General features: G+C 71.0%; 15 protein-coding genes. 5 read left to right on the top strand and 10 right to left on the bottom strand.

Annotated elements, in window-relative coordinates:
* Nucleotides 1-70: 70 nt before the first annotated feature.
* The 6 genes from pulA to AQJ66_RS11660 all read right to left on the bottom strand — a co-directional run bounded on the left by pulA (nt 71) and on the right by AQJ66_RS11660 (nt 12,399).
* Nucleotides 71-5,470: a pullulanase-type alpha-1,6-glucosidase gene (gene pulA / locus AQJ66_RS11635; protein ID WP_061919894.1), complete on the bottom strand. Its 5,400-nt coding sequence runs from the start codon at nt 5,468-5,470 to the stop codon at nt 71-73.
* 174 nt (nt 5,471-5,644) lie between these two features.
* Nucleotides 5,645-7,021 carry an alpha-amylase gene (locus AQJ66_RS11640; RefSeq protein WP_208611347.1) on the bottom strand — a complete coding sequence of 459 codons (1,377 nt, stop codon included), beginning with the start codon at nt 7,019-7,021 and terminating at the stop codon, nt 5,645-5,647.
* Between the two features lie 166 nt (nt 7,022-7,187).
* Entirely contained in the window at nt 7,188-8,924 is a 1,737-nt protein-coding gene (locus AQJ66_RS11645; RefSeq protein WP_061919895.1) for a glycoside hydrolase family 13 protein, read from the bottom strand.
* Between the two features lie 168 nt (nt 8,925-9,092).
* Nucleotides 9,093-10,004, bottom strand: a complete 912-nt coding sequence (locus AQJ66_RS11650; protein ID WP_061919896.1) for a sugar ABC transporter permease — start codon at nt 10,002-10,004, stop codon at nt 9,093-9,095.
* Nucleotides 10,005-10,018: 14 nt separating this feature from the next.
* Nucleotides 10,019-11,023: a carbohydrate ABC transporter permease gene (locus tag AQJ66_RS11655; protein WP_061919897.1), complete on the bottom strand. Its 1,005-nt coding sequence runs from the start codon at nt 11,021-11,023 to the stop codon at nt 10,019-10,021.
* Nucleotides 11,024-11,127: 104 nt separating this feature from the next.
* Entirely contained in the window at nt 11,128-12,399 is a 1,272-nt protein-coding gene (locus tag AQJ66_RS11660) for an extracellular solute-binding protein (RefSeq protein WP_061919898.1), read from the bottom strand.
* Nucleotides 12,400-12,843: 444 nt separating this feature from the next.
* Here AQJ66_RS11660 and AQJ66_RS11665 point away from each other — a divergent pair, with 444 nt between their 5' ends.
* Both AQJ66_RS11665 and AQJ66_RS11670 read left to right on the top strand, forming a co-directional pair.
* Complete coding sequence (locus AQJ66_RS11665; protein WP_061919899.1) at nt 12,844-13,872, top strand: LacI family DNA-binding transcriptional regulator; 1,029 nt, start codon at nt 12,844-12,846, stop codon at nt 13,870-13,872.
* A 92-nt stretch (nt 13,873-13,964) separates the two neighbouring features.
* Entirely contained in the window at nt 13,965-14,819 is an 855-nt protein-coding gene (locus tag AQJ66_RS11670; protein ID WP_061919900.1) for a phosphatase PAP2 family protein, read from the top strand.
* On the opposite strand, the gene AQJ66_RS11675 is transcribed toward AQJ66_RS11670, so the two are convergent.
* Both AQJ66_RS11675 and AQJ66_RS11680 read right to left on the bottom strand, forming a co-directional pair.
* Nucleotides 14,801-17,818: a bifunctional [glutamine synthetase] adenylyltransferase/[glutamine synthetase]-adenylyl-L-tyrosine phosphorylase gene (locus tag AQJ66_RS11675; RefSeq protein ID WP_061919901.1), complete on the bottom strand. Its 3,018-nt coding sequence runs from the start codon at nt 17,816-17,818 to the stop codon at nt 14,801-14,803. The genes AQJ66_RS11670 and AQJ66_RS11675 overlap by 19 nt on opposite strands.
* A gap of 859 nt (nt 17,819-18,677) precedes the next feature.
* Nucleotides 18,678-19,571 carry a DUF72 domain-containing protein gene (locus AQJ66_RS11680; RefSeq protein WP_061919902.1) on the bottom strand — a complete coding sequence of 298 codons (894 nt, stop codon included), beginning with the start codon at nt 19,569-19,571 and terminating at the stop codon, nt 18,678-18,680.
* Between the two features lie 250 nt (nt 19,572-19,821).
* Here AQJ66_RS11680 and AQJ66_RS11685 point away from each other — a divergent pair, with 250 nt between their 5' ends.
* Both AQJ66_RS11685 and AQJ66_RS11690 read left to right on the top strand, forming a co-directional pair.
* Entirely contained in the window at nt 19,822-20,010 is a 189-nt protein-coding gene (locus AQJ66_RS11685; RefSeq protein ID WP_061919903.1) for a hypothetical protein, read from the top strand.
* A gap of 16 nt (nt 20,011-20,026) precedes the next feature.
* A complete protein-coding gene (locus tag AQJ66_RS11690; RefSeq protein WP_061919905.1) occupies nt 20,027-20,734 on the top strand; it encodes a DUF2637 domain-containing protein in 708 nt (235 codons plus the stop codon).
* Between the two features lie 55 nt (nt 20,735-20,789).
* Here the strand turns inward: AQJ66_RS11690 and glnA are convergent, their stop codons facing one another.
* Nucleotides 20,790-22,151 (bottom strand): type I glutamate--ammonia ligase, encoded by a 1,362-nt coding sequence (gene glnA, locus AQJ66_RS11695; protein ID WP_061919907.1) that lies wholly within the window; start codon nt 22,149-22,151, stop codon nt 20,790-20,792.
* Between the two features lie 314 nt (nt 22,152-22,465).
* Here glnA and AQJ66_RS11700 point away from each other — a divergent pair, with 314 nt between their 5' ends.
* Entirely contained in the window at nt 22,466-23,650 is a 1,185-nt protein-coding gene (locus AQJ66_RS11700) for a globin domain-containing protein (protein ID WP_061919909.1), read from the top strand.
* A gap of 66 nt (nt 23,651-23,716) precedes the next feature.
* Here the strand turns inward: AQJ66_RS11700 and AQJ66_RS11705 are convergent, their stop codons facing one another.
* Complete coding sequence (locus AQJ66_RS11705; protein WP_061919911.1) at nt 23,717-24,154, bottom strand: RrF2 family transcriptional regulator; 438 nt, start codon at nt 24,152-24,154, stop codon at nt 23,717-23,719.
* Nucleotides 24,155-24,302: the final 148 nt, after the last annotated feature.

Consider the following 24,302-nt stretch of genomic DNA (forward strand, 5'->3'; position numbering starts at 1 on the left):
GGGGTGCCCCGACACGGAGGTGGGGCGGACCCCCGAACGGGATCCGCCCCACCTCACCGGTACCCGTGCGTCACCGCCGGGCGAAGACCGCCACGGTACGGGCCGGGACGGCGAACGTGCCCGACTCCGAGGTGAACGCCGCGGACCTCACGACGGGGTCCGCGCCCTTCGCCTGCAGCGGGTGCAGCCGGTAGTGCTGCCCGGCGAGGGCGGCGATCCGCTGCTCCTGCTTCTCGGGCGTCGCGTTGAACACCACGACCAGGTCGCCGAGCCGCATGGTGATCACACCGGGCGTCTCGTCCTTGCCGGAGAGCGGGAAGGAGAGCCGGTCCTGCACCTGCGAGGCCGTGCCGAGCGAGAACGCCTTCTCCGTCGTACGGATGCGCAGCAGGTCCCGGTAGGCGGCGGAGGCGCCGGTGATCTGCGGGCAGCCCACCTTGACGCCGGTCAGCAGCGGCCGGGCGTAGTCCCACTTGGACTGGTTGTCGGCGGCCATGGGCAGCCCGCGCCCGAAGCCGTTGCCGTCGGCGCAGTTCCAGTGGATGGCGTTGAACCAGTCGCCGCTGTCGAAGGAGTTGCGGTCCAGCGACTTCGAGCGCAGCAGGTCGGTGCCCGCCTGGGACAGGGACGGCCCCTGCGAGAGGGCGGCCGTGGCCATCGCCAGCACCTGCATCCGGGCCCGGTCGGCGGCCGGGGTGCCCTTCGGCAGCTTGTACGTCAGCGCGTCGAACAGCGACTCGTTGTCGTGCGCGTCGACGTAGGCGAGGGCGTCGCCGGGCGCGGCCGCGTAGCCGGCGGGTGCGCCGTTGTAGTCGATCTCGGCTCCGGTGACCTCCTTGCCGTCGGTGTCCGTGAAGCGGTACTTGGCGAGGTTGCCGGTCAGCCCCACCTTGATCAGGTCCTGGTAGTGCAGCAGCCGGGCCTTCTGCTCGGCCTGTGTGCCGTTCGCGGTGGACGTGTTCGGGTCGGTGTACAGGCCGGACGCGAAGCCCTGGACGCCGGGGTCGGAGTCGAAGGGGCTGCCGCCGCGCACGGCGTCACGGGCGCGGTCGGAGAAGGTGGCGATGCCGGTGCCGGCCATGTTGGCCTGCGTGGCCTGCACGAACCGGGCGTCGTTGGCGACCTCCCCGAAGTTCCAGCCCTCGCCGTACAGGATGATCTTCTTGCCGTCGACGCCGTCCTTGGCGAGGGTCAGCGCGTCGAGGGCCTTCCTGACCGCCAGGATGTTGGCCTTCGGGTGGTGGCCCATGAGGTCGAAGCGGAAGCCGTCGACCTTGTACTCCTTGGCCCAGGTGACGATGGAGTCCACGACCAGCTTGCCCATCATCGCGTTCTCCGGCGCGGTGTTGGCGCAGCAGGTGCTGTTGGCCACCGAGCCGTCGGCGAGGAGCCGCTGGTAGTAGCCGGGCACGATCTTGTCCAGCACGCTGGTCTTCGCCTGGCCGCTGGCCGCCGTGTGGTTGTAGACGACGTCCATGACGACCCGGAGCCCGTCCTGGTTGAGCGACTGGACCATCTTGCGGAACTGGACCGTGCGGGCCGTGCCGTCCGGGTCGGTGGCGTAGGAGCCCTCGGGGACCGTGTAGTGGTACGGGTCGTAGCCCCAGTTGTAGGCGTCCTTGGCGGCGGTCTTCGCCACGCACTCCTGCTGCTTGTCGGAGTCGGCCGGGTAGGAGGCCAGGTCGCAGTCCGGGGTGGCCTGGTCGGCCTTCTTCTCGGGGATGGTGGCGATGTCGAAGGCCGGCAGCAGGTGCACGTACGACGTGCCGGCCCTGGCCAGCGCGCGCAGGTGCTTCGTGCCGGCGCTCCTGGCGTCGGTGAAGGCCAGGTAGGTGCCCTGGTCCTTCGCCGGGACGGTCTTGTCGGCCACCGAGAAGTCCCGGATGTGCAGTTCCTGGATCTGCGCGTCCTTCAGCGGCACCGCCTTGGGCTTGTGCAGCGCCGACCAGCCGTGCGGCGCGAGGGACCGGTCGTTCAGGTCGACGACGAGGCTGCGCTCGGAGTTCGCGGTGAGCGCGACCGAGTACGGGTCGGTGACCTCGTTGGTGACCAGCTCGCGGACGCTGGGCGCCCACACCTTCACGACGTACCGGTAGGGCTTGCCCTTCCAGGACGCGGGACCGGTGACGGACCAGACGCCGGTGGCGGCGTTCCGGTGCATCTTCACCCGGTGTCCGTCGAGGTCGAGGTGGACGGACTGCGCCGTGGGCGCCCACACCGACAGGGTCGGCCTGCCGTGGTGGAAGACCGGGCCGAGGGCGGCCTTGGCGGCGCCGGCGTACAGGTCGTCCAGCACACCGGCGATCTGCACCCCGGTCGCGGCCAGCACGGCCCCGTTGGCGGCCCGCTGCGAGGCCACGATCTGACCGCCGAGCGCCTCGCGCACCCGGTCGCGGTCACGGGGGTCGACGGACCAGGCGGTGTAGTCCTTCAGGTACGGGAACTTCGCCTTCTGGGCGTCGGTGAGGGTGGTCTTCGTCAGCCGAAGCCAGCGCTCGTCGTCGCTGGTCAGCGTCCCGTCCTTGACGGCGATCGAGCCGTCGCGGGAGTACAGCAGCTGGGTGGAGGCGGCGCCCTCGGCGCCGTTCCAGGCGACGGTGTCCCGGTCGATCCAGACCGCCTTGGAGGTGGTCAGGTCGAGCGCGGCCGCGCTGCCCGCCGGCTGCGGCAGGAGGTACTTCTCCTGGCCGTTCAACAGCCACACCTCGTAGCCGTTGCTCTTGAGGTCCAGGGACTGGTCGGTGGCGAGGTCCTTCTCGTCGCCCTTGTGGATGATGTAGCTGAGGCTGGTGGCACCCTCGGAGAGCGGCACCTCGTAGACAGCGCCATAGGCGTCAGTCTTCACCGGCTTCAGCGGATTCGACCAGTCGGTGGGGTTCGCGGCGCCCGTCCAGACGTGCAGGCCCCAGCCGTCGTAGTCGCCGTCGGCGCGGTGGTAGTGGATGACCGCCTTGGTCTTGTCCTGGGCCGGGTAGGCGGGCCTCTCGGTGGCGACGTCGGCCTTGCCCTGCTCGATCCAGACCTCGCCCGTCTTGGTGACGTCGATGCTCCGGTCGGCGGAGACGTCCTTGTTGCCGTCCTTGTCGATGACCAGGAAGCCGACGTTGGAGGCGCCCGGCTTGAGCTTCACCCAGGCGAACGCGCCGTAGGCGTCGCGGCCCGTGAAGGGGTGGCTGGCGGGCCAGTTCGTGGCCTCGCCGTCGGCGATGTCGCCCCAGGCGTACAGGCCCCAGCCGGCGTAGTCGCCGTCGGTGCGCTTGTAGTGGACGACCGCGTAGTCCCGGGAGGAGGCCTTGGGGACCTCGGGCGCGGGCGGGGTGCCGGTGGTGCTGCTCGCCGTGGCGCTCGCGGTGTGCCCCGCGGAGTCCACGACGACCGCCTTGTAGCGCAGGGCGGTGCCGGCGGGCACGTCCGCGCCGATGGCCTGGGTGACCTTGTAGGGGGCGTGGTCGGCGGTGCCGAGCGTCTTCCACTTGCCGTTGCCCACCTGGGCGGCGAAGACGACACGGTTGAGCTGTCCGCCGTCGACGCCGGCGGTGACCTCGACGGTGCCGGTGGCGCCGGTGTCCGGGGCCTTCAGGGTGAGGGACGGCTTCGTGGCGGGCCGGTCGAGGGTGCCGGCGGCCTGGTAGACGACGGCGGTGCCGGCCGGGACGGTGACGGTGAGCTTGCGGTCGCTGTCGCTGGTGAGGCTGTCCTTGGCGCCGTAGATGCCGTGGTACGCCATGCCGGCCGAGCCGGTCGCGAAGGTCGCCGTCTTCGCCTCGTCCGCGTTGTTGAGGGCGACGACGTACTCCTGGCCGGACTTCGCGTCCGTCCGGGTGAAGGCGTAGACGCCCGCGCCGTCGGCCGCGTAGCGCTCGGTCTGGACGCCGTCGGTCAGGGCCGGGTTGGCCTTGCGCAGCTTGGAGAGAGCGGCGATCTCCCGGTAGAGCGGTGCGCTCGTGTCGTAGGAGTCGCCGGCGTGGGTGCGGTCGGTGCCGATCTCGTCGTCGTCGAGGTAGTCGGCGACCTTCGAGGCGAACATGGTCTGGCGGGCGTCCTTGTCGCCGCCGGAGCCGGTGAAGCCCTGCTCGTCGCCGTAGTAGACGACCGGGTTGCCGCGGCTGAGGAACATCAGCTTATTGGCGAGCTCGTCCTTCTTCAGGATCTCGGCGTCCGTCGCCTTCGGGTTGTCCTGCTTCAGGAAGTACCCGATGCGGCCCATGTCGTGGTTGCCGAGGAAGGTGACCTGCTCGTACGCGTTGGCCTTGTCCGTCGTGTACTTGTAGTCGTCACCGAAGACGCCCGCCAGCCGCTGGGCGCTGCCGCCCTGGGAGGCGTAGGCGCGGGCCGCGTCCTGGAAGGGGAAGTCGAGGGTGGCGTCGAGCCGGCCCTGGGTCACGTACGGGGACGTGATGGAGGTGTCGGCGGAGTAGACCTCGCCGAACATGAAGAAGTGCTTGCGGCCGTGCGCCGCCGCGTAGTTGTCGAGCGCGGTCGCCCACTGGGTCCAGAACGGCAGGTCGACGTGTTTGACGGTGTCGATGCGGAACCCGTCGATCGCGAAGTCCTTCACCCACCGCTCGTAGATCTTCTCCATGCCGTGCACGACCTCGGGCCGTTCGGTCCACAGGTCGTCGAGCCCGGAGAAGTCGCCGTAGGTGGTGGACTCGCCGGCGTAGGTCGAGTCGCCCCGGTTGTGGTACATCGTCGGGTCGTTGAGCCAGGCCGGAACCTTGCTGTCGCTCGTGACCTTCGGGGTGTAGGGGAAGGAGCCCGCGTCCACGGACGGGAACGTCCTGCCGCCGTCCGCGTAGTCGGCGTCGTCGAAGGGCCGCCCGTCCTTGGTCAGGTAGGGGAAGGCGCCCTTGGAGAGGTAGCCGTAGGACTTCTCCTGGTAGTCGACGACGTCGGCGGTGTGGTTGGTGATGACGTCGAAGAAGACCTTCATGCCCTTGGCGTGCGCCTGGGAGATGAGGGTCTTGAGGTCCTTGTTGGTGCCGAAGTGCGGGTCGACCTGCGTGAAGTCGGTGATCCAGTACCCGTGGTAGCCGGCAGAGGCGTTGGCGCCGGTGCCCTGCACGGGCCGGTTCTTGAAGATCGGCGCCATCCAGATGGAGGTGGTGCCGAGCTTCTTGATGTAGTCCAGGCGCTTGGTCAGGCCCTTGAGGTCGCCGCCCTGGTAGAAGCCCTTGTCGGTGGGGTCGTAGCCGGTGCTGAGGCGAGAGCCGGTGAGTCCCCCCTTGTCGTTGGCCTTGTCCCCGTTGGCGAAACGGTCCGGCATGACGAAGTAGAACTGCTCGCGCGTGTCGTCGTGCCGGGCGGGCTGGGCGGCGAGCACGGCGTCGGAGGGGGGCGCGGGCGGGGTGGCGGCGTGGGCCGCGAGGGGCTGCACGAGTGCGGCCGCGAGGGCGGCGGCGGTGACGGCCGCAGCCCTTTTCAGACGGGGGTGACGGCGCGTCGGGGGCGCCGGCCATCTCGGTATCACAGGCGGGAACTCCTAGCGATTGCGGCTCTCTTGGGTCCGACCCCGCGCGACCGTATCGCTGCCGAAACGTTTACAGCAAGAGTTTTGAAACTCGTAGCAAGTATTTTCAGCGCAAACGTGACCTGGAGATCCGGGACGAACCGCCCGTACCCGACGGGCGGTTCGTCCGGAGGCTCAGCAGCTCGACTTGCCGGCGTAGATCGCCAGAGCCGTGTTCGAACCCAGGGTGGCGGTGAACTGCCCGCTGGAGTTGACCGTCACCGGCGTGTTGTTCTGCACGTTGCAGTAGGTGCCGGCGGGCAGCGAGGTCTGGTACGTCCGGGTCAGGCCGCCGCTCTCGTGGTTGATCGCCACGTAGCCCTTGGTGCCCCGGCCGAAGCCGATGGCGTTGTTGCCGTCGTCCCACCAGTTGGTGACCGACTGGCCGCGGGTCGCGTTGCGGAAGGCCACCATGGACTTGATCTCGGGCCAGGCGTGCTGGCACTTCCAGCCGTCCTGCCAGCAGGCTTTGACCTGGCCCCCGTTGGGCGGGCCGGCGTCCGCGTCCGACCACTCGTAGCCGGAGTTGACGTCCGGGGCGCCGTACGGCCAGGCGAGCATGAAGACGTTGGCCAGCGTGTAGTCGGCGCCGCTCTTGTAGTTGAGGGTGCTGCCGTTGCGCTCGGTGTCGTGGTTGTCCACGAAGACGCCGGCCACCGAGCTGCTCAGGTAGCCCCAGCCCTCGCCGAAGTTGTTCAGGTACGCCAGCTTCTCGCTGGTGAAGACCCGCTTGAGGTCGTAGGCGTAGCGGAACTCCTGGACGTCCCCGTTGCCGGTGTACTCGGAGGGCTGGACGGCCTCGCCCGCGCCGTAGATGACCTCCTGCTTCCAGTAGGCGTTCGGGTTGGTCAGGCGGCTCTTGATGTTCGCCAGGTCGGCGGCCGGGATGTGCTTGGCCGCGTCGATGCGGAAGCCGTCGACGCCCAGGGAGAGCAGGTCGTTCATGTAGCCCGCGATCGTCTTGCGGACGTACTCCTCCCCCGTGTCCAGGTCGGCCAGGCCGACGAGTTCGCAGTGCTGGACGTTCCAGCGGTCCTGGTAGTTGCTGACCTGGGAGGTGCAGTCGTCGAAGTCGGGGGCCGAGTACAGGCCCGGGTAGTCGTACTTCGTGTACGACGAGCCGCCGGTGCCGGTGCCGCTGCCCGCCGACATGTGGTTGACGACCGTGTCGGTCACGACCTTCACACCGGCCGCGTGGCAGGTGCCGATCATGTTCTTGAAGGCGGTGCGGTCACCGAGGCGACCGGCGATCTTGTAGCTGACAGGCTGGTACGACGTCCACCACTGCGAGCCCTGTATGTGCTCGGCGGGCGGGGAGACCTGGACGTAGCCGTAGCCGGCGGGGCCGAGGGTGGTGGTGCACTCGCGGGCCACCGAGGCGTAGTTCCACTCGAACAGGACGGCGGTGACGTCCTTGCCGCCGGGCGGGGAGGCCTCGGCGGTAGTCGTGCTCATGCCAATCAGAGAGGCGGCCGTGAGGGCGACCGCCAGCGAGAGGGATCTGCGTGCCATGTGGGGGTTCCTTCGTCTTTGAAGGCCGATACAGGCCGCTGAGGACGCTTGCTGCAAGGTTTCAGCAAACTTGCGGTAACGGAGATGGTAAGCGCCCGCTGCCGGAAAGGCAGCGGGCGCGTGGGAAGTTGATGCGGGAAATTTCCCGCGGGCGGTCAGTGCGCGGTCACTCCGCGACCACCCACCACACCGTGGTGTCGGCCGGCACCTTGACCTCGTCGTCCGCCTCGGTCACCTCACCGCTCGTCAGCAGGACGCGCCCGTACGCCGGGACCGTCACCGACTCGCCCGTGGTGTTGGCGACGCAGGTGAACTCCCCGCGCCGGAAGGCCAGCACGCCCTCGGGCGCCCGCAGCCACTCCACCGCGTCGCCGGCGCCGAGGTCGGGCCGGGAGCGGCGGACGGCGAGCGCGGACCGGTACAGCTCCAGGGTCGAGCCGGGCACGCCGGTCTGCGCCTCCACGCTCAGCTCGCCCCAGCTCGCCGGCTGCGGAAGCCAGCTGCCGCCGCCGCCGAAGCCGTACGACGAACCGCCGCGGGTCCACGGGATGGGCACCCGGCAGCCGTCGCGGAAGCCGTCCTGGCCGGCGCCCCGGAAGTACGCCGGGTCCTGGCGCACCTCGTCGGGCAGGTCGACCACGTCCGGCAGACCCAGTTCCTCGCCCTGGTAGATGTACGCCGAGCCGGGCAGCGCCAGCATGAGCAGGGTGGCCGCCCGGGCCCGGCGCAGCCCCAGCTCGCGGTCGCCGGCCGTGCGGATCTGGGTGCCGAGGCCGGGCGGGTTGGCGAAGCGGGTGGCGTGCCGGGTGACGTCGTGGTTCGACAGCACCCAGGTGGCGGGGGCGCCGACCGGGCGCATCGCCTCCAGCGTGCGGTCGATGACCGTGCGCAGCTCGTCCGCGTCCCACGCCGTGCCCAGGTACTGGAAGTTGAACGCCTGGTGCAGCTCGTCCGGGCGGACGTAGTTCGCGGTGCGCTCGACGGTCGGGGTCCACGCCTCGGCGACGAAGATCCGCCCACCCGTCTCCCGCCACCGCCCTTCTGCGGAAGGCCCTTCGGGCCCCTCTTCTCTGGCGTACTCGTCGAGGATCGTGCGCCACTGACGGTAGATGGCGTGTACACCGTCCTGGTCGAAGAACGGCATGACATCGTTGCCCAGCAGCTTGAGCTGGTCGTGGGCACCGAGGTCGGGCAGGCCGGCGGCCTTCACCAGACCGTGGGCGACGTCGATGCGGAAGCCGTCGACGCCCATGTCCAGCCAGAAGCGCAGGATCGAGCGGAACTCGTCGCCGACGGCCGGGTGCTCCCAGTTGAAGTCGGGCTGCTCGGGGGCGAAGAGGTGCAGGTACCACTCGCCGGGCGTGCCGTCCGGCTCCGTGACCCGGGTCCAGGCCGGGCCGCCGAAGATGGACTCCCAGTCGTTGGGCGGCAGTTCGCCGTTCTTCCCCTTGCCGGGGCGGAAGTGGTAGCGGTCGCGCAGCGGGGAGCCGGGTCCCTCGGCGAGCGCGCGCTTGAACCACTCGTGCTGGTCGGAGGAGTGGTTGGGCACGAGGTCGACGATGATCCTCAGGCCCAGCCCGTGGGCGTCGCGGATCAGCGCGTCGGCGTCCAGCAGGTTGCCGAACATCGGGTCGACCGCGCGGTAGTCGGCGACGTCGTAGCCGGCGTCGGCCTGCGGGGATGCGTAGAAGGGGCTGAGCCACACGGCGTCCACACCGAGGTCGCGCAGGTACGGGAGGCGGGAGCGTACGCCCTCCAGGTCGCCCATGCCGTCGCCGTTGCTGTCGGCGAAGCTGCGCGGGTAGACCTGGTAGATGACCGCGTCCCGCCACCAGTCGCGGCGGGCGGCGACGGTGGCGACGGTGGTGTGGTCGGCCGGGGCTGCAGGGTGCTGCTGGCTCATGGCGTCCTTGATACGTGACGGGGTTCGGGTCAGGGCGTGGGGAAGGCGGCGGTGCGGGCCGGGATGCGAGGCGGCCGCGGTGACAGCGGGGTCGGATGGGCACCGCGGCCGCCTACCCGCGCGGTCAGGCGCGCGGGAGCTGTTTCCCCTGAAGGGTGCTCGGGCCGGTCAGCCCTTGGTGCCGCCGGAGGTGAGACCGGTGACGAGGTTCTTCTGCACGAGGTAGAAGAAGACCGAGACGGGTATCGCGATGAGCACCGCGGCGGCCGCCATCAGGTTGCGCTGGGCGTCGTGTTCGCTGACGAAGGTCTGCAGGCCGACGGCGAAGGTGTACTTGTCGTCGCTCAGCATGAACGTCGAGGCGAAGGCGACCTCGCCGAAGGCCGTGAGGAACGCGTAGAACGCGGCCACCGCGAGTCCGGGCTTGGCCAGCGGCAGGATCAGCCGCACGAAGGTCCCGAAGGGGGTCAGCCCGTCGACGCGGCCGGCCTCGTCGATCTCGAACGGGATGGTGTCGAAGTAGCCCTTCAGCAGCCACGCGCAGTAGGGCACGATCGTGGTGCTGTTGATCAGGATCAGGCCGAGGTAGGTGTCGATGAGGCCCAGGTCCGACATGATCTGGTACATCGGCACGATGAGGACGGCGATCGGGAACATCTGCGTGAGCAGCAGCAGCCACATGAACTTCTTGTAGCCGGGGAAGCGCATGCGGGAAACCGCGTAGCCGGTGGTGGCGGCGATCAGCACACCGATGACCGTGGTGCCCGCGACGACGATGAGGGTGCTCTTCATCCAGCTGAAGAAGCTGGTGTGCTGCAGGACGAACGAGTAGTTGGCCAGCGTCATCGTGTGCCAGATGTGGCTGGGGTGCAGGTAGTCGTCCTTGTCCGGGCCGAGGGACAGGAACAGCAGCCAGGCGACCGGGAAGAAGGCGATCAGGCTCGCGATGATCAGCGCGCCGTGCGAGAGGGCGGTGGCCAGGGGGCCGCGCTCGCCGCGCCGGCGGACCCCGCGGCGCGGGGCGTCGACGGCGGGCTGCCCGGTCGCGGTGGCGGGGGTCGGGACGGTGGTCGTGCTCATTTCGGGCTCCTGCCTCAGATCGCGAGCTGCGGCTCGTTGCGGTTGAGCCAGCGGCGGTAGACGGAGGTGAAGACGATCAGGATGGCCAGCAGCAGGATGCCGTAGGTGGCCGACTGGGCGAAGTCACGCGGCTGCTGTCCGAAGCCCAGGTAGTAGGCCCAGGTCACGAGGATCTGGGCGTCCGGGGCGGTGTTGCCGAACAGCAGGAAGATGATGGCGAACTGGTTGAAGGTCCAGATGATGCCGAGCAGGACCACGGTGGAGCTGACGGACCTCAGGCCCGGCAGGGTGACGTAGCGGAACCGCTGCCAGGGGGTCGCCCCGTCCATCTCGGCCGCCTCGTACAGGGAGCCGTCGATGGACTGCAGGCCGCCGAGCAGCGAGAGCATCATGAACGGCACACCGCACCAGGTGTTGACCATGATCGCGGCGAAGCGCTGCCAGAAGGTGTCCTCGAGCCACTGCGGCTGGGGCAGGTGCAGGGCGTGCAGGCCGGCGTTGATGATGCCGCCGTCGGCGAGCATGAACCGCCAGCCGAAGACGGTGACGAAGGTGGGCACGGCCCAGGGCAGCACCAGGATGAGGCGGTAGAGGGTGCGGCCGCGGAACTTGCCGTTGAGCAGCAGCGCGAGGCCGAGGCCGATGCTGTAGTGCAGGGCGACGCACAGCGCCGTCCAGACGATCGTCCAGATGAGGTGCGACCAGAAGCGGTCGTACGACAGCGGGCCGAACAGGACGTCCTTGTAGTTGCCCAGGCCGATGAACTTGTAGGTGGCGTCGATGTGGTTGACGCCGATGTTGCGCGCGGTGTTGAGGCTGTTGGCGTCGGTGAGCGTCAGGTAGAAGCCGTACACCAGCGGGTAGAAGATCAGCACGCCGAGCACCAGGGCCACGGGCGCGATCATCGCGTAGGCGTACCAGTACTTCTGGTAGCCGTTCTTCAGGCGCTGCCCCAGCCCGGGCCGAGGCGCGCGGTCACCGCGGCGCTTGCCGGTCGCGCGGTCGATGGCGACTGTCATGGTTCGACACCTTCGAATGATTCAGAGAGCGGGCTCGGGAAGGGACAGGCCGGTGGCCGCCGGATCCTTCCCCCCTCGAGGCAGGATCCGACGGCCACCCGGGCTCACTTGCTGAAGCCGGGAACCAGCTTGGCGATGGCGAGCTCAGCGTTGCTCAGGCCCGCGTCCAGCGACTCCTTGCCGCCGGCGATCTTGGGCAGCTCGGTGTCCAGCGGACCCCACAGGGAGCTGTACTCGGGCAGGGCCGGGCGGGGCTGGGCGGCGGAGAGGACGCCCTGGTAGCCGGCGATGCCGGGGTCGGCCTTGACCTGGGCGGTGTAGGCGTCGCCGCGGGTGGGCAGGGTGGAGTTCTTCAGGGCGATGGTCTCCTGGGACTTCGCCGAGGTCATGAACTTCACGAACTTCAGCGCCGCGGCCTGGTGGGCCTTGTCGGAGCCGGCGTAGACCGAGAGGTTGTGGCCGCCGGTCGGGGCGCCCGCCTTGCCTGCGGAGCCGGCCGGGACGGTGGCGATGCCGAGGTTGGCCTTGTCCTTGAAGGCGCTGCCCTTGTAGAAGTTCGTGATCTCCCAGGGGCCCTGGACGATCGCGGCGACCTTGCCGTTGACGAACGCGTCCTGGATGTGGGCGTAGGCGTCGGCGGTGGTGTCCGCCTTGTGCAGGCCCTTGCCGGAGAACAGGCTCAGCCAGGTGCCGTAGGCCTTCTTGGCGGGGGCCGAGTTCACGGTGATCTTCTTCGCGGCGGCGTCGACGGTGTCGGTGCCCTCGCCGTAGAGGAAGCTCTGCGCGTAGTAGGCCTGGGTGGAGCCCCAGTAGCCGTCGACGCCCGTCTTGGCCTTGATCTTGGCGGCGTCCGACTTCAGCTCGTCCCAGGTCTTGGGCGCGTCGGCGATGCCGGCCTTCTTGAACAGCGCCTTGTTGTAGACCAGGGCGAGGGTGTCGGTGACCAGCGGGACGCCGTAGGTCTTGCCCTCGTACTGGGCCTGCTTGATCAGGTTCGGCTGGAAGCTGGCCTGGTCGGCCAGGGCCTCGGTGCCGTCCAGCGGCAGGAAGTAGCTCTTCTTGGCGAAGGCCGGGGTCCAGCCGACCTCGGAGCGCAGGATGTCCGGGGCGCCCTTGGAGCTGGCGGCGGTGTCGAACTTGTTCTGCGCCTGGTCGAAGGGGACGTCGACGTACTTGACCTTGATGTTCTTGTTGGCGGCCTCGAACTGCTGGACCAGGGCCTTGTACGTCGGGGCCTCGTTGGTGGCGTTGGAGGTGTCCCACCACGTGATGGTGACCGGGCCGTCCGACTTGCTGCCGCTGTCGCTCCCGCCGCACGCCGTCGCCGCCAGGGCGAAGGACGCCACCAGCGCGGAGGCCGCTATGCCACGCCGCATGAGTTCTCCTTGAGGGTTGAGCCCGGGTGATGCGGGGAGCGGTCCCGTCCGCCGTCCCCACTGTCTTGCCGACTGCGCCGTTGCGGCGGCCGGGCGACCAGGAACGTAACAGCGATGTAAGCGCCGCGAAAGACCTTGCAGAAAAAAAGTGCAAGAGAACACGGAGGTTACCGGGCCGTGACCTGCGGTAGACCCTGTCGCAACCCGGGACTACCGGTGGTGGGCGGGTTGACGGACACTTGTGCAAGACTCTGAAAGCTCTTGCCATGGGTTTCCAGCGCCGGGATCATCCGGTTGCGGGCCGGACCCGGCTCAACAGGACCCCACGAGGGACCGCTAAGGACGAGGAGCGCGATGACGCAGCAATCCACGGGCCGTACCGCCGCCCGCGCACGGCGTCCCGTCGGTGTGCAACGCTCAGCGCGCCCGGTACAGTCCGGTGGCGTGACCACACGGCTTGCGGACATCGCTGCGCAGGCGGGGGTGAGCGAAGCGACCGTCAGCCGCGTCCTCAACGGGAAGCCGGGCGTAGCCGCCACCACCCGCCAGTCCGTGCTGGCCGCGCTGGACGTGCTCGGCTACGAGCGTCCGGTGCGGCTCAGGCAGCGCAGCGAGGGCCTCGTGGGGCTGATCACGCCGGAGCTGGAGAACCCGATATTCCCGGCGCTGGCGCAGGTCATCGGCCAGGCGCTGACCCGGCAGGGGTACACCCCGATCCTCGCCACCCAGACCCCGGGCGGGTCGACGGAGGACGAGCTGACCGAGATGCTCGTGGACCGCGGGGTGGCGGGGATCATCTACGTCTCCGGGCTGCACGCGGACACCACGGCCGACATGCAGCGCTACGAGCGGCTGCGGGCGCAGGGCGTGCCGTTCGTGCTGGTCGACGGCTTCTCGCCGAAGGTGGAGGCGCCGTTCATCTCCCCCGACGACCGCGCCGCGATGACGCTGGCGGTGACGCACCTGGCCTCGCTCGGCCACACCCGGATCGGGCTCGCGCTCGGGCCGAAGCGGTTCGTGCCGGTGCAGCGCAAGATCGAGGGCTTCGTGCGGGCGATGCAGGAGCAGCTGGGCCTGTCCGCCGAGACGATCGAGACCGACCTCGTCCAGCACTCGCTGTACACGCTGGAGGGCGGCCAGGCGGCCGCTACGGCGCTGATCGGGCGGAAGTGCACGGCGGTGGTCTGCGCGAGCGACATGATGGCGCTGGGCGCGATACGGGCGGCCCGCCAGCTCGGCCTGGAGGTGCCCCGGGACGTGTCGGTGGTGGGCTTCGACGACTCCCCGCTGATCGCGTTCACCGACCCGCCGCTGACCACGGTCCGCAAGCCGGTGCCAGCGATGGGGCAGGCGGCGGTGCGCACGCTGCTGGAGGAGATCGGCGGTACCCCCGCGCCGCACAGCGAGTTCGTCTTCATGCCGGAGCTGGTGGTGCGCGGTTCGACCGATTCGGCCCCGGGCGACCGCAAGTGACCGGAATCCCTCACATGGCGTAGAACATGCGGGCTGTGCCCGGGCTTGGGATGATCTGTCGGAGACAGCCGTGTCTGGCAGACTCTGTGCCTATGAGTGACTCGACCGTGACAGAACCGGAAGGTCGCGAGCAGCCGGCCGTTCCGCGGGCCGTCACGGGCGGGCACGGACAGGCGCGCGGGGTGCGCCGTCCGCGGCGGCCCCGGCTGTGGTTCGAGATCCTGCTGATCGCGGTGAGTTACTGGACGTACTCCGCGATCCGCAACGCGGTCCCGGAGCAGCGGGTGCAGGCGCTGAGCAACGCCGACGGGGTCTGGCGCCTGGAGCACCGTCTCGGCATCGCCGCCGAGCAGGCCGTCAACCACGCCGCGAACTCCGTGACATGGCTGATCATCGGTATGAACTACTACTACGCCACGCTGCATTTCGTGATCACCGTCGGGGTGCTGGTGTGGCTCTACCGGTGGCATCCCGGGCGGTACGCGGCGACCCGGCTGGCGCTGTTCGCGACGACCGGCGTGGCCCTCGCCGGTTACTACCTGTTCCCGCTCGCCCCGCCCCGGCTGATGAGCGGCGGGGGCTTCGTGGACACGGTGATGCGCCACCACACGTGGGGCTCGATGGCCTCCGGCGACCTGAAGCACATGTCGAACCAGTACGCGGCGATGCCGTCGATGCACATCGGCTGGTCGCTGTGGTGCGGTCTGACCCTCTTCGCGCTGGCCTCCCTGCCGTGGGTGCGGGTGCTGGGCCTGCTCTACCCGGCGGTGACCCTCCTGGTGATCGTCGCGACGGCCAACCACTTCTGGCTGGACGCGGTGGGCGGGGTCCTGTGCCTGGCCTTCGGCCTCACGCTGGCCCGGCTCTGGTACGGCAGCCTGCCGTACGCGCTGCCGAGGCGGGTGCCCGCCCCGGCCCCGGAGCCGGCTCAGGCCCCGTCGGCGTAGAACAGCTCCTCCACGACCGTGCGCGCCCTGCGGGCCGTCCGGCGGTAGGCGTCCAGCATGTCCCCCGCGTGCCCGGCGCCGTAGCCCAGGTAGCGGCCGACGGCGGCCAGCTCGCGCGGCTCGGTCGGGAAGGTGTCGCCGGCCCGGCCGCGCACCAGCATGACCGCGTTGCGCACCCGGGTGGCCAGCACCCAGGCCTCGTCCAGGACGGCCGTGTCCTCCTCGGACAGCAGCCCGGCCTCGCGGGCGGCGGCCAGCGCCTCACGGGTGCGGGTGGTGCGCAGGCCCGGTACACGGTGGCCGTGGCGCAGCTGGATCAGCTGGACGGTCCACTCCACGTCGGACAGGCCGCCGGGGCCCAGCTTGGTGTGCAGCTTGGGGTCGGCGCCGCGCGGCAGCCGCTCCGACTCCATGCGGGCCTTCAGTCGGCGGATCTCGCGGACGGCGTCGTCGCCGAGGCCGCCGCGCGGGTAGCGCAGCGGGTCGGCCAGCTCGGTGAAGCGGCGGGCCAGCTCCGCGTCCCCGGCCACCGGCTCGGCTCGCAGCAGCGCCTGGGACTCCCACACCAGGGACCAGCGGCGGTAGTAGGCCTCGTACGACTTAAGGGTGCGCACCAGCGGCCCCGACTTGCCCTCGGGCCGCAGGTCGGCGTCGATCAGCAGCGGCGGGTCGGCGCTGGGCAGCTGCAGCAGGCGGCGCATCTCGGCGACGACCTTATTCGCCGCAGCGGCGGCCTCCTGCTCGTCCACGCCGTCCTGCGGCTCGTGGACGAACAGGACGTCGGCGTCGGAGCCGTAGCCCAGTTCGTGGCCGCCGAAGCGGCCCATCCCTATGATCGCGAACCGGGTCGGCAGGGTGTCACCCCAGCCGTCCCGGACGACGGCCCGCAGGGTGCCCGCGAGGGTCGCCGCCGTCAGGTCGGACACGGCGGCGCCGACGCGGTCGACCAGGGCGCCCTGATCGGCCTCCGCCGGGCTGGTCTCGGTGCCGTAGGAGCCGACGATGTCCGCGGCGGCCGTCCGGAACAGTTCGCGGCGGCGGACGCCGCGGGCGGCGGTGACGCCCTGCGCGGCGTTCTCGGCGCGGCCCACGGCGGCCATGATCTCCTGCTCCAGCTGCCCGCGGTCGCGCGGCTCCAGGCCGCCGCCGCCCGGTCCGGTGCCGTCGCCCTGGCCGAGCAGGGCCACCGCCTCGGGGGCGCGCATGAGCAGGTCGGGGGCGAGGCGGCCCGCCGACAGCACCCGGGCCAGGTTCTCGGCGGCGGCGCCCTCGTCCCTGAGCAGCCTGAGGTACCAGGGGGTCTTGCCGAGGGCGTCGGAGACCTTGCGGAAGTTGAGCAGCCCGGCGTCGGGGTCGGCGGAGTCGGCGAACCAGCCCAGCAGGACCGGCAGCAGGGTGCGCTGGATGGCCGCCTTGCGGGTCACGCCGGAGGCCAGGGCCTCCAGGTGGCGCAGGGCCGCGGCGGGGTCGGCGTAGCCGAGGGCGACGAGGCGTTCGCGGGCCGCCTCCGGGCTGAGCCGGGCCTCTCCCGGGGCGAGCTGCGCGACGGCGTCGAGCAGCGGGCGGTAGAAGAGCTTCTCGTGCAGCCGCCGTACGACGCCGGTGTGCCGCTTCCACTCGCGGATCAGCTCGGCGGCCGGATCGGCGCGCAGGCCGAGGGAGCGGCCCAGGCGCCGCTGGTCGGCCTCGGCCTCCGGGACGAGGTGGGTGCGGCGCAGCCGGCAGAGCTGGATGCGGTGCTCCATCGAGCGCAGGAAGCGGTACGCCTCGTCGAGGCGGGCGGCGTCCTCGCGGCCCACGTAGCCGCCGGCGGCGAGCGCCTGGAGGGCGTGCAGGGTGGTGCCGCTGCGCAGGGAGGCGTCGGTGCGGCCGTGCACCAGCTGCAGCAGCTGGACGGCGAACTCGACGTCGCGCAGCCCGCCGGGGCCCAGCTTCAGCTCGCGCTCGATCTCGGCGGCGGGGATGTTCTCCACGACGCGGCGGCGCATCTTCTGCACGTCTGGCACGAAGTTCTCGCGCTCGGCGGCCTGCCACACCAGGGGGTCGAGCGCGTCGATGTAGGCCTGGCCGAGGGTGGCGTCGCCGGCCACCGGGCGGGCCTTGAGCAGCGCCTGGAACTCCCAGGTCTTCGCCCAGCGCTGGTAGTAGGCGAGGTGGCTGCTGAGGGTGCGGACGAGGGGGCCGTTGCGGCCCTCCGGGCGGAGGTTGGCGTCGACGGGCCAGATGGAGCCCTCGACGGTCGTCTCGGAGCAGATCCGCATGAGGTGGGAGGCGAGCCGGGTCGCTGCCGCGAGCGCCTTGGACTCGTCCGTGCCCTCGGCCGCCGCCTCGGCCACGAAGATGACGTCGACGTCGGAGACGTAGTTCAGCTCGCGGCCGCCGCACTTGCCCATCGCGATCACCGCGAGGCGGCAGGCGGCCGCGTCCTGCGGGGCGGCCTCCGAGGCCAGGGCCAGGGCGGCGCGGAGGGTGGCGGTGGCCAGGTCGGCGAGTTCGGCGGCGGTGTCGGCGACGTCGATGGTGCCGCACACGTCGCGGGCGGCGATGGACAGCAGGCAGCGGCGGTAGGCGACGCGCAGGGAGACCGGGTCGGTGGCCTCGGCCAGACCGCGTTCGAACTCCGCCACGCCGCGGTGGAGGTCCCGGGGCTCGTAGGTGACCAGGGCCTGCCAGTCGCTGGGGTGGCGGGCCAGGTGGTCGGCGAGGGCGGCGGAGGCGCCGAGGACCCCGAGGAGCCGGTCGCGCAGCGGCTTGGCCGCTATCAGGGTGTCGAGCAGCTCGCGGTGGGCCGTGGGGCCGTGCTGAGCCTCCAGCAGCCGGACCAGGCCGTGCAGGGCGAGGTCGGGGTCGGCGGTGGCGCCGAGGGCCTCCAGCAGCACGGGGTCGTCGCGGACCGGCGCCAGCTCGGCACTGTCCAGCAGGCGCTCGGCGGCGGAGGGGTCGGTGAAGCCGTGCCGCAGGAGTCGGGTGAAGGTGCTGCTTCTGCGCCCCGGCGTCATCCGCGGGCTCCTTCCGGAACGGGGGGTTCTCCTGGCCAGAGCCTATTGCCTGCGGCGCTTGGGCGGGGTGCGGGTGTGCCCGCACCGGGCGACGCGCCGTCACCGAGACGCACCGCACACACCCGCCGCGCCACCCCCGCCGTGGGCACCGCCACCGGAACCCACCACCCCACCGAGCACCACCAGCCACCTGGTGCCTGCGGCGGGGGGCGCGGCGCTGCTGCCTGCGGGTGCGTCGGCTGCGTTCTGGTGCCGGTGCGCTGCTGCCTGCGGGTGCGTCGGCTGGGGTCCGGTGCCGGTGCGCTGCCTCCTGCGGGTGCATCGGCTGCGTTCCCGTGCCGGTGCGCCGCCTCCTGCGGGTGCATCGGCTGCGTTCCCGTGCCGGTGCGCCGCCTCCTGCGGGTGCATCGGCTGCGTTCCCGTGCCGGTGCGCCGCCTCCTGCGGGCGCATCAGCTGGGTTCCGGTGCCGGTGCGCTGCTGTCTGCGGGTACGTCGGCTGCGTTGCGGTGCGCCGCCTCCTGCGGGTGCATCGGCTGCGTTCCCGTGCCGGTGCGCTGCCTCCTGCGGGCGCATCGGCTGCGTTGCGGTGCGCCGCCTCCTGCGGGTGCGTCGGCTGTGCGCTGCTTCCTGCGGGTGCGTTCCTGTATGCCTGCGGCGCATGTGCCGCCCTGTGGGGGCTGACGGCGCGCCTGCCGTGCTCGGGGGGTCGGGGCCGCGCCAGGTGGTGTCCGTCCTCGGTCCGGCGGGCCGTCGGGTGAGGAGTGGGCGGTGCCTTGCGCCGGCCGCTGCGGGCGGACACCACCCGACACGTCCCCTTCCCGCCGTACGCGGCTGCCCGGGGACGCGGTGTCCGGGGCTTCAGCCGGACGGGTGGTCCGTGGTGATCGGGGTGCCGGGCTGGTGCGGGATCGGGGTGAGGAAGGAGCGCAGCAGGTCGGCCGCCCGCGCCGCGGCGTCCGCGCAGCAGTTGTTGAAGAGGAGGTGGAGTTCGTCGGTGCGGGACGCCAGTGCGCGGATGCGGGGCAGCCACTCGGTGAGTTCCGCAGCGGTGTAGGTGTGGCGGAAGCGGTCCTCCTTGGTGCCCGTGCCCCAGTGCGGGCTGCGGCCGTGGAAGCGGACGACCGAGAGGCGGGGCGTGGTGACGGGGGCGGCGGGCGGGACGGAGGTGGGCAGGTTCTGGGCCGTGTCGACGGCTACGGCGGTGGCGTCGAGGTCGGTCAGCAGGGCGGCCGTCGAGGGGGCCTGGGCCGGGCTCCACCAGGCGGGGTGGCGGAACTCGACGGCGAAGGGCCAGTCGCGGGCGCGTTCGCGGCCGGCGCGCAGGAAGGCTTCCGCCTCCGGGCCCGGGGTCAGGGTGGGCGGGTACTGGAAGAGGAGGGTGCCGAGGCGGCCGGCGTCGCGGAGGGGGGCGAGGGCCTCGGCGTAGCGGGTCCACACCTCGTTCAGCAGGCCCGCGTCGCGGGGGCGGCCCCGCAAATCGGCCGGGAGGGCGGACGGGCGGGTGGGGTGGCCCGTCAGGAGGGAGAACGCCTTGACGTCGAAGCGGAATCCGTCGGGCGTGCGCTCCGCCCACCGGCGGGTCGTGCCGGGGCCGGGCAGGGCGTAGTACGGGGAGTCGACCTCGACCAGGGAGAAGCGCTCGGCGTAGTACCGCAGGCGGCCCTCGGTGTCGCGGTGGCCGGGTGGGTACCAGCCGCTCGCCAGCAGTGCCCGGTCGGTCCAGCCGCAGGTGCCCACCATGATCTCCGCCATGGTCGGCGGGTACCCCGAGTGCCGTACGGCATTGCCTCAAGTCCATTTAAAAGACAAGCCGTTGAGAGAGTGCGGCCGACTCCCATGAAAAAATGATCCCGCTGTTGATTTCCCTAGAATTAACTCACTCGAATGCCACGCATCCGGGCGAGGGGGTGGGCGTTAGCGGATTATGACGAAAGCAAGGCTTCTCGACTCACGCCGTCCCGGATGGGCGGCGGAGGCTCTGCCCCCGGCTGGTTCCCAGCTGGTGGGGCGGTACACCTGCACGCCGGCCACCGCCCACTCGGCGGCGGGCGCCGACGACACCCTGCACGGTGATCAGGCGTGGGTCGAACCGCGGGCCACCGGGGCGCTGCTGAGCGAGTTCCTGACGGTCCTGAACGCGACCCAGGAGGAACTCGGACGGCGGTGGAACAACCGGCACCCGGCCACGTGACGGGGGCGAATCCTTCGTGAACAACGAATACGCGGATCTCTACTCGGCCGTTCCGGTGGAGGAGGGCTGGGATCCGGTCGAGGAACTCACCAGCCTCCTGCAGGACGCGGCGACGGCGCAGCAGGCGGCCGTGGTGCCGCCGCCCCGTGCCGAGCCGGCACCGCACGCCGAGTTCGGCGACGACCCGATGGACAACCTGGCGAAGATCACCAGTGAGCTGCCGCCGATCCGGCGCCGCCCCTCGGTGGGACACCGCAAGGTGCGGGTGCGCAGACTCCGCTTCAGCTGGCTGCAGACGGTCAGTTTCCTGATCGCCGCGTTCGCCGCGGTGATCGTGGCGATGGTGAGCGTCTTCGGCGGCATGATCGCCTACGCGCCTTTGCAGCACATCGGGGCCGGTACGGAGGGCGGTGCCGCGCACTGGTGGCCGCTGCTGGTCTACGGCCCCTGGATGGTGGCCTCGCTGTCCATCCTGCGGACGTCCCTGCACCGGCGGCGGGCCCTGCACTCCTGGTGCGTGGTTCTGCTGTTCTCGACGCTGTCGATGACCCTGTGCGTGGCGCAGGCCGAACGGACCTTCACGGGGATCGCCGCGGCCGCCCTGCCGGCGCTCGCGGCGCTGACGTGCTTCCAGCAGCTGGTCCGGCAGATCACCCTCACCCGGCCCCCGCGCCGGCGCATCTCCCGCCACCGGCAGCGCCCCGCGGCCCCCCGGACCAGGTGAGACGGGCGTGGGGCCCCGCGGTCGGCGACCGCGGGGCCCCACGTCTTCTCGCCGGTCACAGCACCGGCAGGTTCTTCCGCAGCTCGAACGCCGTCACCTCGGAGCGGTACTCCTCCCACTCGCTCTTCTTGTTGCGCAGGAAGAAGTCGAAGACGTGCTCGCCGAGGGTCTCGGCGACCAGGTCGCTGCTCTCCATGAGGGTCAGGGCCTCGCCGAGGTTCTGCGGGAGGGGCTCGATGCCCATGGCGCGGCGCTCGGCGTTGGAGAGGGCCCAGACGTCGTCCTCGGCGCCGGGCGGGAGCTCGTAGCCCTCCTCGATGCCCTTGAGGCCGGCGGCCAGGAGGACGGCGTAGGTGAGGTAGGGGTTGGCGCCGGAGTCGATGGAGCGGACCTCGACGCGGGCCGAGCCCGTCTTGCCGGGCTTGTACATGGGGACGCGGACCAGGGCGCTGCGGTTGTTGTGGCCCCAGCAGATGTACGAGGGGGCCTCGCCGCCGGCGCCGGCGGTGCGCTCGGAGCCGCCCCAGATGCGCTTGTAGGAGTTGACCCACTGGTTGGTCACGGCCGAGATCTCCGCCGCGTGCTTCAGCAGGCCCGCGATGAAGGAGCGGCCGACCTTGGAGAGCTGGTACTCGGCGCCGGACTCGTAGAACGCGTTGCGGTCGCCCTCGAAGAGGGAGAGGTGCGTGTGCATGCCGCTGCCGGGGTGCTCGGAGAACGGCTTGGGCATGAAGGTGGCCTGGACGCCCTGCTCCAGCGCGACCTGCTTCATGACCAGGCGGAACGTCATGATGTTGTCGGCCGTGGAGAGCGCGTCGGCGTAGCGCAGGTCGATCTCCTGCTGGCCGGGGGCGCCCTCGTGGTGGGAGAACTCCACCGAGATGCCCATCGACTCCAGCATGGTGATGGCCTGGCGGCGGAAGTCCATGCCGATGTTCTGCGGGGTGTGGTCGAAGTAGCCCGAGTTGTCGGCGGGGGTGGGGCGGGAGCCGTCCAGCGGCCGGTCCTTCAGCAGGAAGAACTCGATCTCCGGGTGGGTGTAGAAGGTGAAGCCCAGGTCGGAGGTGCGGGCGAGGGCGCGCTTGAGGACGTAGCGCGGGTCGGCGAAGGACGGGGAGCCGTCGGGCATGAGGATGTCGCAGAACATGCGGGCGGTGCCGGGGGCCTCGGCGCGCCAGGGCAGGATCTGGAAGGTGGAGGGGTCCGGCTTGGCGATCATGTCGGACTCGTAGACGCGGGCGAAGCCCTCGATGGCGGAGCCGTCGAAGCCGATGCCCTCGTCGAAGGCCTGCTCCAGCTCGGCGGGGGCCACGGCGACGGACTTCAGGAAGCCCAGCACGTCCGTGAACCACAGGCGTACGAACCGGATGTCCCGCTCCTCCAACGTGCGGAGCACGAACTCCTGCTGCTTGTCCATCTTCCGATTCCCCATCCTTGCTGGTCAGGCCGCCTGCCCGGGGTGACGGGAGGCAGTCGGGCACCTGAGCATCCCACCACAACACCATTTCGTGCGCGTTGCGGACCTTGATCGCCCGGGCGTCCTGGGCCTGAACGCCTCGCGTACCGCAGGTGTACTCACTGCTGTACTCATCTTGCCTGCTCGGACCGGTATCCGTAATGGCCGGTTCCCGTCCGGAGTGAGCGAGGACACGCCCGTTTAATTTGCATCTCAGATGCAAGTTTCCCTACGGTTTCGATCAGCTGAGCGATCGACCCGTTCGAGGAGTCCTGATGCTGTCCGAGCAGTCCGCTGCCACCGTCCGCGCCACCCTTCCCGCCGTCGGTGCGGCCATCGGCGAGATCACCGAGCGTTTCTACGCCCGGCTCTTCGCCGCCCACCCCGACCTGCTGCGGGACCTCTTCAACCGCGGCAACCAGGCCTCGGGCGTCCAGAAGCAGGCCCTCGCCGGCTCCATCGCCGCCTTCGCCACGCACCTGCTGGAGCACCCCGACAGCCGGCCGGACGCCATGCTGGGCCGGATCGCCCACAAGCACGCCTCCCTGGGCGTCGCGCCCGAGCACTACCCGGTCGTGCACGAGCACCTGTTCGCCGCCATCGCCGAGATCCTCGGCGACGCCGTCACCCCCGAGGTCGCCGCCGCCTGGACCGAGGTCTACTGGCTGATGGCGAACGCGCTCATCGCCATCGAGAAGCGGCTGTACGAGGAGAGCGGCACGACCGCCCGCCGCCCCTGGGAGGTCGTGGGGCGCGTCGAGGAGACGGCCGACGTCGTCACGTTCCGGCTGCGCCCGGCCGACGGCGGCCCGGTCCGCGAATTCCGGGCCGGCCAGTACGTCTCCGTCCAGGTCGAGCTGCCCGACGGCGCCCGGCAGATACGCCAGTACAGCCTCTCCGGCGCCCCGGGCGAGGACGTCCGCCAGTTCAGCGTCAAGCGCGTGAGCGGCGACGACGCCCCCGACGGCGAGGTCTCGAGCCACCTCCACGCGCGCGTGCGGGTGGGCGACGTCCTGGACCTCTCCGAGCCGTACGGCGACCTGGTGCTCGGCGACGTCGCCGGCCGCCCCCTGCTGCTGGCCTCCGCGGGCATCGGCGTGACCCCGATGGTCGCGATGCTCGCCGCCCTCGCGGCCGAGGGCCACGACGCGCCGGTCACCGTCGTCCACGGCGACCGCTCCCCCGCCGACCACGCCCTGCGCAACGACCACGAGGCCTACGCCGCCAAGCTCGCCGACGCCTCCGTCCACTTCTTCTACGAGCGCGACGCCGAGCCCGGCACCCGCACCGGCCTGGTCGACCTCGGCCACCTCGAGGTCCCGGCGGGCACGCGCGCGTACCTGTGCGGCCCGCTGCCCTTCATGCGGGCGGTGCGCACCCAGCTGATCGAGAAGGGCGTCGCCCCGGCCGACATCCACTACGAGGTGTTCGGGCCGGACCTGTGGCTGGCCCAGGGCTGAGCGGGACGGGAAACCCGCCGGTGTCCGGTTCGGCTCCCCGGGAGCCGAACCGGACACCGGCGTGTGTCAGCGCGGTCCCGTGGAGATGCCCAGCAGCAGCGGTCCCGTCGGGTCCGTCACGATGTCCTGGACGGTGACCGGGTCCAGTGCCGCGTAGAACGCCTCCTGGGCCCGGCGCAGGGCGCCGCGCAGGCGGCAGCCGGCGGCGAGGGGGCAGGGGGTGGGGCCCTCGCAGTCCACCACGTCGCCGTCGCCCTCGAAGGTGCGCACGACCGCTCCCACGGACGCCGTACGGCCCCGCTCGGTGAGGCTCAGGCCGCCGCCCCGGCCGCGCCGGGCGTCGAGCAGGCCGAGGTGCTGGAGTTCGGCGACGACCTTCGCGGCGTGCGTGTAGGGCACGTCCATGTCCTCGGCGACCTGGCGGGTCGTGGGCGTGGGACCGTCCGCCACGGCGAGCCGCATGAGGACGCGCAGGGCCAGGTCGGTGGAGCGCAGGAGCCGCATACCGCGAGCGTAGGTAATATGCATGCGGGATTCAACTTATCTGCGCCGCCCGAGGTGAGCCGTGCCTCGCCGGCCCTCCCTACGGAAGCGGGGGGCTTTCCCACTACGATCGGCGAGCCCCACCCTTCCCGCTTCCGCCCCTTTCCCC

The sequence above is a fragment of the Streptomyces bungoensis genome, assembly GCF_001514215.1.
Classification (GTDB): Bacteria; Actinomycetota; Actinomycetes; order Streptomycetales; family Streptomycetaceae; genus Streptomyces; species Streptomyces bungoensis.